Source organism: Enterobacter cloacae complex sp. 6730903, from assembly GCF_048283985.1.
GTDB lineage: Bacteria > Pseudomonadota > Gammaproteobacteria > Enterobacterales > Enterobacteriaceae > Enterobacter > Enterobacter hormaechei_C.
The window spans coordinates 16,655-26,281 of record NZ_JBLVXX010000056.1 but is presented as its reverse complement, the minus strand read 5'-3'; the positions used below and the strand labels follow the sequence as shown (position 1 = coordinate 26,281).

At 50.0% G+C, this 9,627-nt stretch carries 20 protein-coding genes and 1 pseudogene; 20 read left to right on the top strand and 1 reads right to left on the bottom strand.

What is annotated here, in order from left to right; genetic code table 11:
• From tuf to bfr, 3 genes and pseudogenes are all read left to right on the top strand, one after another.
• A pseudogene (gene tuf / locus ACNQ0W_RS22265) lies at window positions 1–199 on the top strand (elongation factor Tu); the annotation flags it as partial.
• 178 nt (window positions 200–377) lie between these two features.
• Window positions 378–572: a bacterioferritin-associated ferredoxin gene (gene bfd / locus ACNQ0W_RS22260; protein ID WP_003863268.1), complete on the top strand. Its 195-nt coding sequence runs from the start codon at window positions 378–380 to the stop codon at window positions 570–572.
• Window positions 573–644: 72 nt separating this feature from the next.
• Complete coding sequence (gene bfr, locus ACNQ0W_RS22255) at window positions 645–1,121, top strand: bacterioferritin (RefSeq protein ID WP_003863270.1); 477 nt, start codon at window positions 645–647, stop codon at window positions 1,119–1,121.
• On the opposite strand, the gene ACNQ0W_RS22250 is transcribed toward bfr, so the two are convergent.
• A complete protein-coding gene (locus ACNQ0W_RS22250; RefSeq protein ID WP_003863271.1) occupies window positions 1,105–1,578 on the bottom strand; it encodes a prepilin peptidase in 474 nt (157 codons plus the stop codon). The genes bfr and ACNQ0W_RS22250 overlap by 17 nt on opposite strands.
• 380 nt (window positions 1,579–1,958) lie before the next feature.
• Here ACNQ0W_RS22250 and rpsJ point away from each other — a divergent pair, with 380 nt between their 5' ends.
• From rpsJ to rplF, 17 genes are all read left to right on the top strand, one after another.
• Window positions 1,959–2,270, top strand: coding sequence for a 30S ribosomal protein S10 (gene rpsJ / locus ACNQ0W_RS22245; protein WP_001181005.1), 312 nt, complete (start codon window positions 1,959–1,961; stop codon window positions 2,268–2,270).
• A gap of 32 nt (window positions 2,271–2,302) precedes the next feature.
• Window positions 2,303–2,932: a 50S ribosomal protein L3 gene (gene rplC / locus ACNQ0W_RS22240; protein WP_003863274.1), complete on the top strand. Its 630-nt coding sequence runs from the start codon at window positions 2,303–2,305 to the stop codon at window positions 2,930–2,932.
• Window positions 2,933–2,942: 10 nt separating this feature from the next.
• Window positions 2,943–3,548: a 50S ribosomal protein L4 gene (rplD, locus tag ACNQ0W_RS22235; protein WP_000424395.1), complete on the top strand. Its 606-nt coding sequence runs from the start codon at window positions 2,943–2,945 to the stop codon at window positions 3,546–3,548.
• The gene (gene rplW / locus ACNQ0W_RS22230) at window positions 3,545–3,847 is read left to right on the top strand and encodes a 50S ribosomal protein L23 (protein ID WP_000617546.1); all 303 of its coding nucleotides are present in this window, start codon (window positions 3,545–3,547) and stop codon (window positions 3,845–3,847) included. The genes rplD and rplW overlap by 4 nt, the downstream gene beginning before the upstream one ends.
• Before the next feature lie 17 nt (window positions 3,848–3,864).
• The gene (rplB, locus tag ACNQ0W_RS22225; RefSeq protein ID WP_000301859.1) at window positions 3,865–4,686 is read left to right on the top strand and encodes a 50S ribosomal protein L2; all 822 of its coding nucleotides are present in this window, start codon (window positions 3,865–3,867) and stop codon (window positions 4,684–4,686) included.
• A gap of 16 nt (window positions 4,687–4,702) precedes the next feature.
• On the top strand, window positions 4,703–4,981 hold the full coding sequence (gene rpsS, locus ACNQ0W_RS22220) for a 30S ribosomal protein S19 (RefSeq protein WP_001138117.1): 279 nt from the start codon (window positions 4,703–4,705) through the stop codon (window positions 4,979–4,981).
• 14 nt (window positions 4,982–4,995) lie between these two features.
• Entirely contained in the window at window positions 4,996–5,328 is a 333-nt protein-coding gene (gene rplV, locus ACNQ0W_RS22215; protein ID WP_002919773.1) for a 50S ribosomal protein L22, read from the top strand.
• Between the two features lie 17 nt (window positions 5,329–5,345).
• Entirely contained in the window at window positions 5,346–6,047 is a 702-nt protein-coding gene (gene rpsC, locus ACNQ0W_RS22210; protein ID WP_000529945.1) for a 30S ribosomal protein S3, read from the top strand.
• Window positions 6,048–6,059: 12 nt separating this feature from the next.
• Window positions 6,060–6,470: a 50S ribosomal protein L16 gene (gene rplP / locus ACNQ0W_RS22205; RefSeq protein ID WP_002919759.1), complete on the top strand. Its 411-nt coding sequence runs from the start codon at window positions 6,060–6,062 to the stop codon at window positions 6,468–6,470.
• Window positions 6,470–6,661, top strand: a complete 192-nt coding sequence (gene rpmC, locus ACNQ0W_RS22200; protein ID WP_003863282.1) for a 50S ribosomal protein L29 — start codon at window positions 6,470–6,472, stop codon at window positions 6,659–6,661. Before rplP ends, rpmC begins: the two co-directional genes overlap by 1 nt.
• Window positions 6,661–6,915 (top strand): 30S ribosomal protein S17, encoded by a 255-nt coding sequence (gene rpsQ, locus ACNQ0W_RS22195; protein WP_002438707.1) that lies wholly within the window; start codon window positions 6,661–6,663, stop codon window positions 6,913–6,915. Before rpmC ends, rpsQ begins: the two co-directional genes overlap by 1 nt.
• Before the next feature lie 166 nt (window positions 6,916–7,081).
• Complete coding sequence (rplN, locus tag ACNQ0W_RS22190; protein ID WP_002919748.1) at window positions 7,082–7,453, top strand: 50S ribosomal protein L14; 372 nt, start codon at window positions 7,082–7,084, stop codon at window positions 7,451–7,453.
• Between the two features lie 10 nt (window positions 7,454–7,463).
• Window positions 7,464–7,778 carry a 50S ribosomal protein L24 gene (rplX, locus tag ACNQ0W_RS22185; RefSeq protein WP_003863287.1) on the top strand — a complete coding sequence of 105 codons (315 nt, stop codon included), beginning with the start codon at window positions 7,464–7,466 and terminating at the stop codon, window positions 7,776–7,778.
• 14 nt (window positions 7,779–7,792) lie between these two features.
• The gene (rplE, locus tag ACNQ0W_RS22180) at window positions 7,793–8,332 is read left to right on the top strand and encodes a 50S ribosomal protein L5 (RefSeq protein WP_003863290.1); all 540 of its coding nucleotides are present in this window, start codon (window positions 7,793–7,795) and stop codon (window positions 8,330–8,332) included.
• A 14-nt stretch (window positions 8,333–8,346) separates the two neighbouring features.
• Window positions 8,347–8,652 carry a 30S ribosomal protein S14 gene (gene rpsN, locus ACNQ0W_RS22175; RefSeq protein ID WP_003863291.1) on the top strand — a complete coding sequence of 102 codons (306 nt, stop codon included), beginning with the start codon at window positions 8,347–8,349 and terminating at the stop codon, window positions 8,650–8,652.
• Between the two features lie 30 nt (window positions 8,653–8,682).
• On the top strand, window positions 8,683–9,075 hold the full coding sequence (gene rpsH, locus ACNQ0W_RS22170) for a 30S ribosomal protein S8 (protein WP_006178918.1): 393 nt from the start codon (window positions 8,683–8,685) through the stop codon (window positions 9,073–9,075).
• Window positions 9,076–9,087: 12 nt separating this feature from the next.
• Window positions 9,088–9,621 (top strand): 50S ribosomal protein L6, encoded by a 534-nt coding sequence (rplF, locus tag ACNQ0W_RS22165; RefSeq protein WP_006178917.1) that lies wholly within the window; start codon window positions 9,088–9,090, stop codon window positions 9,619–9,621.
• Window positions 9,622–9,627 lie beyond the last annotated feature (6 nt).

Below are 9,627 nucleotides of genomic sequence, written 5' to 3'. Positions count from 1 at the left end.
ACAGTTCTACTTCCGTACAACTGACGTGACCGGTACCATCGAACTGCCAGAAGGCGTAGAGATGGTAATGCCAGGCGACAACATCAAGATGGTTGTGACTCTGATCCACCCAATCGCGATGGACGACGGTCTGCGTTTCGCAATCCGTGAAGGCGGCCGTACTGTTGGCGCGGGCGTTGTTGCTAAAGTTCTGGGCTAATTAATTATCCCTGAAATAAAAAGGACGCTTCGGCGTCCTTTTTTGTTTTCTGCCGTAAAGTCGCTGTCATAAAAATTCGCATTTTTTGTCTTCTCCCGCCCCGTATTCCGGCGCCTGTGCTATTGTAATCATAACCATTCTCACTTACACTTTGCGCATATTTTGAACGGGAGTCTTTATGTACGTTTGTTTATGTAATGGTGTAAGCGACAAAAAAATTCGTCAGGCCGTTCGCCAGTTTCAGCCACAATCTTTCCAGCAGCTTCGCAAGTTTGTTCCGGTGGGAAATCAATGCGGTAAATGCGTTCGCGCAGCGCGTGAGATCATGCAGGACGAACTGATGCAGATCCCGGAATTCAAAGAGATCGCGTAAGCCCCTATCTTTTTTTTGACATCCCCGTAGCCCGATCTACGCTTCAATGAGTGGAAGCGGAGGGACTATATAATGAAAGGTGATGTTAAAATCATAAGTTATCTCAATAAATTATTGGGAAATGAGCTTGTCGCAATCAATCAGTATTTTCTCCATGCAAGAATGTTCAAAAACTGGGGACTGACTCGCCTCAACGATGTTGAATACCATGAGTCGATTGATGAAATGAAACACGCCGATAAATACATTGAGCGTATTTTATTCCTTGAAGGCATTCCTAACCTACAGGATCTCGGAAAACTGGGCATCGGAGAAGATGTCGAAGAGATGCTGCGTTCTGATCTCCGGCTGGAGCTGGAGGGTGCAAAAGACCTGCGCGAAGCCATTGCCTATGCGGACAGCGTACATGACTACGTCAGCCGCGATATGATGATCCAGATCCTGGCCGATGAAGAAGGGCACATTGACTGGCTTGAGACCGAACTGGATCTCATTAGCAAAATTGGCCTACAGAACTACCTTCAGTCTCAAATCAAAGTGGAAAGTTAATCAGGCTTTCCCAGCCAACGCATAAACCCGCTGCCGCCAGAAATGGCCCAAAAGGCAGTGGGTTTTTTAATGCCTGCTTATCAGGGGTAAACAACGAGAAAGCAACCAGATAGAGCAGAGCCATTAACGCGGCTACGAGTGCCAGTACTGGCAGTACACACCAGCCATGCCATGCCCCCAGCGCCGCCAGATATTTTATGTCGCCATATCCCATCCCTTCACGTCGGCAGATGAGCCGATATCCCCAATAGATAACAGCGAATCCGGCGTATCCTGCCATCGCACCCACTACCGCGCTCGGCAAAAAATCAGGATGGAGGCAAAGCTGGTAAAGCAGGCCCGTCCATAGCAGCGGGCAAAGAAATTTATCGGGAAGAAGCCCCGTACGAATATCGGTGCGAACAAGCAAGGCCGATAACGCAAAATAGATCAGCAGAAAGGGGAGGGACAGTAGCATAGCGAGAGCCTCAAAACGGTTTGAGCGCATACTCGTAATAATCTGCATGTCCGGCAATGTGCAAAAACTGCAATTGCGTAGCGGCTTCAGACAAAGAGTTGAGAAGGGATACTTTGCATAAAAAAATGCGAGGCCTTACGCAGAGTACGTCTTTAGCGCTTAATTTCTAAACGGCACTTGCGTCTTCCCCAGATTTACGTATAATGCGCGGGCTTGTCGTAATTGACGGCGGGTTCAATCTGAACCAGAGTAGCTCACTTTGTTACTCAACAATGCTTCCAATTGGGGAGCTACGTAAGAACGGTTACACTCTCCCATCAATCGTAATGGGTTTGAGGAGTAATCATTTTCGTTTATAAAATAATTGGAGCTCTGGTCTCATGCAGAACCAAAGAATCCGTATCCGCCTTAAAGCGTTTGATCATCGTCTGATCGATCAATCAACCGCGGAAATCGTCGAGACTGCTAAGCGCACTGGTGCGCAAGTCCGTGGTCCGATCCCGCTGCCGACCCGCAAAGAGCGCTTTACCGTTCTGATCTCTCCGCACGTTAACAAAGATGCGCGTGATCAGTACGAAATCCGCACTCACAAGCGTCTGGTTGACATCGTTGAGCCAACTGAGAAAACCGTTGATGCTCTGATGCGTCTGGATCTGGCTGCCGGTGTAGACGTGCAGATCAGCCTGGGTTAATCAGGTCATCGAGCGATTGAGAGGTTGAAACAATGATTGGTTTAGTCGGTAAAAAAGTGGGTATGACCCGCATCTTCACTGAAGATGGCGTTTCTATCCCAGTAACCGTAATCGAAGTTGAAGCAAACCGCGTTACTCAGGTTAAAGATCTGGCTAACGATGGCTACCGCGCTATTCAGGTTACCACTGGTGCTAAAAAAGCTAACCGTGTAACCAAACCAGAAGCGGGTCACTTCGCTAAAGCTGGCGTTGAAGCTGGCCGTGGTCTGTGGGAATTCCGTCTTGCTGAAGGCGAAGAGTTCACCGTAGGTCAGGACATTAGCGTTGAGCTGTTTGCTGACGTTAAAAAAGTTGACGTAACCGGTACCTCTAAAGGTAAAGGTTTTGCTGGTACCGTTAAGCGCTGGAACTTCCGTACCCAGGACGCTACTCACGGTAACTCCTTGTCTCACCGCGTTCCGGGTTCTATCGGTCAGAACCAGACTCCGGGCAAAGTGTTCAAAGGCAAGAAAATGGCAGGTCAGCTGGGCAACGAACGTGTAACCGTTCAGAGCCTGGACGTAGTACGTGTTGACGCTGAGCGCAACCTGCTGCTGGTTAAAGGTGCGGTCCCGGGTGCAACCGGTAGCGACCTGATCGTTAAACCAGCTGTGAAGGCGTAAGGGGATAGCAATGGAATTAGTATTGAAAGACGCGCAGAGCGCGCTGACTGTTTCCGAAACTACCTTCGGTCGTGATTTCAACGAAGCGCTGGTTCACCAGGTTGTTGTTGCTTATGCAGCTGGTGCTCGTCAGGGTACTCGTGCTCAGAAGACTCGTGCTGAAGTAACTGGTTCAGGCAAAAAGCCATGGCGCCAGAAAGGTACCGGCCGTGCGCGTTCAGGTTCTATCAAGAGCCCGATCTGGCGTTCAGGTGGCGTGACCTTCGCTGCGCGTCCACAGGACCACAGTCAAAAAGTTAACAAAAAGATGTACCGCGGCGCGCTGAAAAGCATTCTGTCCGAACTGGTACGTCAGGATCGTCTGATCGTTGTCGAGAAGTTCTCTGTTGAAGCGCCTAAAACTAAGCTGCTGGCACAGAAACTGAAAGACATGGCTCTGGAAGATGTGCTGATCATCACCGGTGAGCTGGACGAGAACCTGTTCCTGGCCGCGCGTAACCTGCACAAGGTTGACGTACGCGACGCGACTGGTATCGACCCGGTTAGCCTGATCGCCTTCGACAAAGTCGTAATGACTGCTGATGCTGTTAAGCAAGTTGAGGAGATGCTGGCATGATTCGTGAAGAACGTCTGCTGAAGGTGCTGCGCGCACCGCACGTTTCTGAAAAAGCGTCTACTGCGATGGAAAAAACAAACACCATCGTTCTCAAAGTTGCTAAAGACGCGACCAAAGCAGAGATCAAAGCTGCTGTGCAGAAACTGTTTGAAGTCGAAGTCGAAGTCGTTAACACCCTGGTAGTTAAAGGGAAAGTTAAACGTCACGGACAGCGTATCGGTCGTCGTAGCGACTGGAAAAAAGCTTACGTCACCCTGAAAGAAGGCCAGAACCTGGACTTCGTTGGCGGCGCTGAGTAAGTCGGAGGAGTAATACAATGGCAGTTGTTAAATGTAAACCGACATCTCCGGGTCGTCGCCACGTAGTTAAAGTGGTTAACCCTGAGCTGCACAAGGGCAAACCTTTTGCTCCGTTGCTGGAAAAAAACAGCAAATCCGGTGGTCGTAACAACAATGGCCGTATCACCACTCGTCACATCGGTGGTGGCCACAAGCAGGCTTATCGTATTGTTGACTTCAAACGCAACAAAGACGGTATCCCAGCAGTTGTTGAGCGTCTTGAGTACGATCCGAACCGTTCCGCGAACATCGCGCTGGTTCTGTACAAAGATGGCGAACGCCGTTACATCCTGGCCCCTAAAGGCCTGAAAGCTGGCGACCAGATTCAGTCTGGCGTTGATGCTGCAATCAAAGCAGGCAACACCCTGCCGATGCGCAATATCCCGGTTGGTTCTACCGTTCATAACGTAGAAATGAAACCAGGTAAAGGCGGTCAGCTGGCGCGTTCCGCGGGTACTTACGTTCAGATCGTTGCGCGTGACGGTGCTTATGTCACCCTGCGTCTGCGTTCTGGTGAAATGCGTAAAGTCGAAGCAGACTGCCGCGCTACTCTGGGCGAAGTTGGCAATGCTGAGCATATGCTGCGCGTTCTGGGTAAAGCTGGTGCTGCACGCTGGCGTGGTGTTCGTCCTACCGTTCGCGGTACTGCGATGAACCCAGTCGATCACCCACATGGTGGTGGTGAAGGTCGTAACTTTGGTAAGCACCCGGTAACTCCGTGGGGCGTTCAGACCAAAGGTAAGAAGACCCGCAGCAACAAGCGTACTGATAAATTTATCGTACGTCGCCGTAGCAAATAATTTTAGAGGATAAGCCATGCCACGTTCTCTCAAGAAAGGTCCTTTTATTGACCTGCACTTGCTGAAGAAGGTAGAGAAAGCGGTGGAAAGCGGAGACAAGAAGCCCCTGCGCACTTGGTCCCGTCGTTCAACGATCTTTCCTAACATGATCGGTTTGACCATCGCTGTCCATAATGGTCGTCAGCACGTTCCAGTCTTTGTTACCGACGAAATGGTTGGTCACAAACTGGGTGAATTCGCACCGACTCGTACTTATCGCGGCCACGCTGCTGATAAAAAAGCGAAGAAGAAATAAGGTAGGAGGAAGAGATGGAAACTTTAGCTCAACATCGCCATGCTCGTTCTTCTGCACAGAAGGTTCGCCTTGTTGCTGACCTGATTCGCGGTAAGAAAGTGTCGCAGGCCCTGGACATCCTGACCTATACCAACAAGAAAGCTGCGGTATTGGTCAAGAAAGTACTGGAATCTGCCATTGCTAACGCTGAACACAACGATGGCGCTGACATCGACGATCTGAAAGTCGCGAAAATTTTCGTAGATGAAGGCCCAAGCATGAAGCGCATTATGCCGCGTGCGAAAGGTCGTGCAGATCGCATCCTGAAGCGCACCAGCCACATTACTGTGGTTGTGTCCGATCGCTGAGACTCTGGAGACTAGCAATGGGTCAGAAAGTACATCCTAATGGTATTCGCCTGGGTATTGTAAAACCATGGAACTCTACCTGGTTTGCGAACACCAAAGAATTCGCTGACAACCTGGACAGCGATTTTAAAGTACGTCAGTACCTGACTAAGGAACTGGCTAAAGCGTCTGTATCTCGTATCGTTATCGAGCGTCCAGCTAAGAGCATCCGTGTGACTATTCACACTGCTCGTCCTGGCATCGTTATCGGTAAGAAAGGCGAAGACGTAGAAAAACTGCGCAAGGTCGTAGCGGATATCGCTGGCGTTCCTGCACAGATCAATATCGCTGAAGTTCGTAAGCCTGAACTGGACGCTAAATTGGTTGCTGACAGCATCACTTCTCAGCTGGAACGTCGTGTTATGTTCCGTCGTGCTATGAAGCGTGCTGTACAGAACGCAATGCGTCTGGGCGCTAAAGGTATCAAAGTTGAAGTTAGCGGCCGTCTGGGCGGCGCGGAAATCGCACGTACCGAATGGTACCGCGAAGGTCGCGTACCGCTGCACACTCTGCGTGCTGACATCGACTACAACACCTCTGAAGCGCACACCACTTACGGTGTAATCGGCGTTAAGGTATGGATCTTCAAAGGTGAGATCCTGGGTGGTATGGCTGCTGTTGAACAACCGGAAAAACCGGCTGCTCAACCTAAAAAGCAGCAGCGTAAAGGCCGTAAATAAGGAGCGTCGCTGATGTTACAACCAAAGCGTACAAAATTCCGTAAAGTGCACAAAGGCCGCAACCGTGGTCTGGCGCAGGGTACGGATGTTAGCTTCGGCACTTTCGGTCTGAAAGCTGTTGGCCGTGGTCGTCTGACTGCACGTCAGATCGAAGCAGCACGTCGTGCAATGACCCGTGCAGTTAAGCGTCAAGGTAAGATCTGGATCCGTGTATTCCCGGACAAACCGATCACCGAGAAGCCACTGGAAGTTCGTATGGGTAAAGGTAAAGGTAACGTGGAGTACTGGGTTGCCTTGATCCAACCGGGCAAAGTCCTTTATGAAATGGACGGTGTTCCGGAAGAGCTGGCCCGTGAAGCCTTCGGCCTGGCAGCAGCGAAACTGCCTATCAAAACCACCTTTGTAACTAAGACGGTGATGTAATGAAAGCAAAAGAGCTGCGTGAAAAAAGCGTTGAAGAGCTGAACGCTGAGCTGCTGAACCTGCTGCGTGAGCAGTTCAACCTGCGTATGCAGGCTGCAAGTGGCCAGCTGCAACAGACTCACCTGCTGAAGCAAGTGCGTCGCAATGTTGCGCGCGTTAAGACTTTACTGACTCAGAAGGCGGGTGCGTAATGACCGATAAAATCCGTACTCTGCAAGGTCGTGTTGTTAGCGATAAAATGGAGAAATCCATTGTTGTAGCTATCGAACGTTTTGTGAAACACCCGATCTACGGTAAATTCATCAAGCGTACGACCAAACTGCACGTACATGACGAGAACAACGAATGTGGTATCGGCGACAAGGTTGAAATCCGTGAATGCCGTCCACTGTCCAAGACTAAGTCCTGGACGCTGGTTCGCGTTGTAGAGAAAGCGGTTCTGTAATAGAGTACGCATTCTCAATACGAATAAACGGCTCAGCGATGAGCCGTTTATTTTTTCTACCCATATTGCAGAAGCGGTGTTATAATGCCGCGCCCTCGATATGGGGCTTTTTAACGGCTCTGATTTTAGAGTCTCAGGTAGTAGTTGACATTAGCGGAGCACTAAAATGATCCAAGAACAGACTATGCTGAACGTCGCCGACAACTCCGGTGCACGTCGCGTAATGTGTATCAAGGTTCTGGGTGGCTCGCACCGTCGCTACGCAGGCGTAGGCGACATCATCAAGATCACCATCAAGGAAGCAATTCCACGTGGTAAGGTCAAAAAAGGTGATGTGCTGAAGGCGGTAGTGGTGCGCACCAAGAAGGGTGTTCGTCGCCCTGACGGTTCTGTCATTCGCTTCGATGGTAATGCATGCGTTATTTTAAACAATAACAGCGAGCAGCCTATCGGCACGCGTATCTTTGGGCCGGTAACTCGTGAACTTCGTACTGAGAAGTTCATGAAAATTATCTCTCTGGCACCAGAAGTACTCTAAGGAGCGAATCATGGCAGCGAAAATCCGTCGTGATGACGAAGTTATCGTGTTAACCGGTAAAGATAAAGGTAAACGCGGTAAAGTAAAAAATGTTCTGTCTTCCGGCAAACTCGTCGTTGAAGGTATCAACCTGGTTAAGAAACATCAGAAGCCGGTTCCGGCCCTGAACCAACCAGGCGGCATCGTTGAAAAAGAAGCTGCTATTCAGGTTTCTAACGTTGCAATCTTCAATGCGGCTACCGGTAAGGCTGACCGTGTAGGCTTTAGATTCGAAGACGGTAAAAAAGTCCGTTTCTTCAAGTCTAACAGCGAAACTATCAAGTAATTTGGAGTAGTACGATGGCGAAACTGCATGATTACTACAAAGACGAAGTAGTTAACAAACTCATGACTGAGTTTAACTACAATTCTGTCATGCAAGTCCCTCGGGTCGAGAAGATCACCCTGAACATGGGTGTTGGTGAAGCGATCGCTGACAAGAAACTGCTGGATAACGCAGCAGCTGACCTGACAGCAATCTCCGGTCAAAAACCGCTGATCACCAAAGCACGCAAATCTGTTGCAGGCTTCAAAATCCGTCAGGGCTATCCGATCGGCTGTAAAGTAACTCTGCGTGGCGAACGCATGTGGGAGTTCCTTGAGCGCCTGATCACTATTGCTGTTCCACGTATCCGTGACTTCCGTGGCTTGTCCGCTAAGTCTTTCGACGGTCGTGGTAACTACAGCATGGGTGTCCGTGAGCAGATCATCTTCCCAGAAATCGACTACGATAAAGTCGACCGCGTGCGTGGTTTGGATATTACCATTACCACTACTGCGAAATCTGATGAAGAAGGCCGTGCTCTGCTGGCTGCCTTTGACTTCCCGTTCCGCAAGTAAGGTAGGGTTACTGAATGGCTAAGCAATCAATGAAAGCACGCGAAGTAAAGCGCGTAGCTTTAGCTGATAAATTCTTCGCTAAACGCGCTGAACTGAAAGCGATCATTTCTGATGTGAACGCTTCCGACGAAGATCGTTGGAATGCGGTTCTCAAGCTGCAGTCTCTGCCGCGTGATTCCAGCCCGTCTCGTCAGCGTAACCGCTGTCGTCAAACAGGTCGTCCACATGGTTATGTGGGCAAGTTTGGGTTGAGCCGTATCAAACTGCGTGAAGCCGCCATGCGCGGTGAAGTACCAGGCTTGAAAAAGGCTAGCTGGTAATTACCAATTGAATCACGGGAGTAAAGACAGATGAGCATGCAAGATCCGATCGCGGATATGCTGACCCGTATCCGTAACGGTCAGGCCGCGAACAAAGTTGCGGTCACCATGCCTTCCGCCAAGCTGAAAGTGGCAATTGCCAACGTGCTGAAGGAAGAAGGTTTTATCGAAGATTTTAAAGTTGAAGGCGACACCAAGCCGGAACTGGAACTTACTCTCAAGTATTTCCAGGGTAAAGCTGTTGTAGAAAGCATTCAGCGTGTCAGCCGCCCAGGCCTGCGCATCTATAAGAAAAAAGATGAGCTGCCAAAAGTAATGGCTGGTCTTGGTATCGCAGTTGTTTCTACCTCTAAAGGTGTTATGACTGATCGTGCAGCGCGCCAGGCTGGTCTTGGTGGCGAAATTATCTGCTACGTAGCCTAATCGGAGGAAAGAATGTCTCGTGTTGCTAAAGCACCGGTCGTTATTCCTGCCGGCGTTGATGTAAAAATCGACGGTCAGGTTATTACGATCAAAGGTAAAAACGGCGAGCTGACTCGTACCCTCAACAATGCTGTTGAAGTTAAACATGCAGATAACGCTCTGACCTTCGGTCCACGTGATGGTTTCGTGGATGGATGGGCTCAGGCTGGTACCGCGCGTGCCCTGCTGAACTCAATGGTTGTTGGTGTTACCGAAGGCTTCACTAAAAAGCTTCAGCTGGTTGGTGTAGGTTATCGTGCAGCTATCAAAGGGAATGCAGTAGGCCTGTCTCTGGGCTTCTCACACCCTGTTGAGCATCCGCTGCCGGCCGGTATCACTGCAGAATGCCCGACTCAGACTGAAATCGTGCTGAAAGGCGCTGATAAACAGCTGATCGGTCAGGTTGCAGCAGATCTGCGCGCCTACCGTCGTCCTGAGCCTTATAAAGGCAAGGGTGTTCGTTACGCCGACGAAGTCGTGCGTACCAAAGAGGCTAAGAAGAAGTAAGGTAAC

Coding starts and splice junctions, on each gene's coding strand:
- rplE (WP_003863290.1), top strand. CDS start 7,793: ATGGCGAAACTGCATGATTACTACAAAGACGAAGTAGTTAACAAACTC.
- bfr (WP_003863270.1), top strand. CDS start 645: ATGAAAGGTGATGTTAAAATCATAAGTTATCTCAATAAATTATTGGGA.
- rplX (WP_003863287.1), top strand. CDS start 7,464: ATGGCAGCGAAAATCCGTCGTGATGACGAAGTTATCGTGTTAACCGGT.
- rpsN (WP_003863291.1), top strand. CDS start 8,347: ATGGCTAAGCAATCAATGAAAGCACGCGAAGTAAAGCGCGTAGCTTTA.
- ACNQ0W_RS22250 (WP_003863271.1), bottom strand. CDS start 1,578: ATGCTACTGTCCCTCCCCTTTCTGCTGATCTATTTTGCGTTATCGGCC.
- rpsJ (WP_001181005.1), top strand. CDS start 1,959: ATGCAGAACCAAAGAATCCGTATCCGCCTTAAAGCGTTTGATCATCGT.
- rpsQ (WP_002438707.1), top strand. CDS start 6,661: ATGACCGATAAAATCCGTACTCTGCAAGGTCGTGTTGTTAGCGATAAA.
- rpmC (WP_003863282.1), top strand. CDS start 6,470: ATGAAAGCAAAAGAGCTGCGTGAAAAAAGCGTTGAAGAGCTGAACGCT.
- rplB (WP_000301859.1), top strand. CDS start 3,865: ATGGCAGTTGTTAAATGTAAACCGACATCTCCGGGTCGTCGCCACGTA.
- rpsS (WP_001138117.1), top strand. CDS start 4,703: ATGCCACGTTCTCTCAAGAAAGGTCCTTTTATTGACCTGCACTTGCTG.
- rplF (WP_006178917.1), top strand. CDS start 9,088: ATGTCTCGTGTTGCTAAAGCACCGGTCGTTATTCCTGCCGGCGTTGAT.
- bfd (WP_003863268.1), top strand. CDS start 378: ATGTACGTTTGTTTATGTAATGGTGTAAGCGACAAAAAAATTCGTCAG.
- rplD (WP_000424395.1), top strand. CDS start 2,943: ATGGAATTAGTATTGAAAGACGCGCAGAGCGCGCTGACTGTTTCCGAA.
- rplN (WP_002919748.1), top strand. CDS start 7,082: ATGATCCAAGAACAGACTATGCTGAACGTCGCCGACAACTCCGGTGCA.
- rplW (WP_000617546.1), top strand. CDS start 3,545: ATGATTCGTGAAGAACGTCTGCTGAAGGTGCTGCGCGCACCGCACGTT.
- rplV (WP_002919773.1), top strand. CDS start 4,996: ATGGAAACTTTAGCTCAACATCGCCATGCTCGTTCTTCTGCACAGAAG.
- rplC (WP_003863274.1), top strand. CDS start 2,303: ATGATTGGTTTAGTCGGTAAAAAAGTGGGTATGACCCGCATCTTCACT.
- rpsC (WP_000529945.1), top strand. CDS start 5,346: ATGGGTCAGAAAGTACATCCTAATGGTATTCGCCTGGGTATTGTAAAA.
- rplP (WP_002919759.1), top strand. CDS start 6,060: ATGTTACAACCAAAGCGTACAAAATTCCGTAAAGTGCACAAAGGCCGC.
- rpsH (WP_006178918.1), top strand. CDS start 8,683: ATGAGCATGCAAGATCCGATCGCGGATATGCTGACCCGTATCCGTAAC.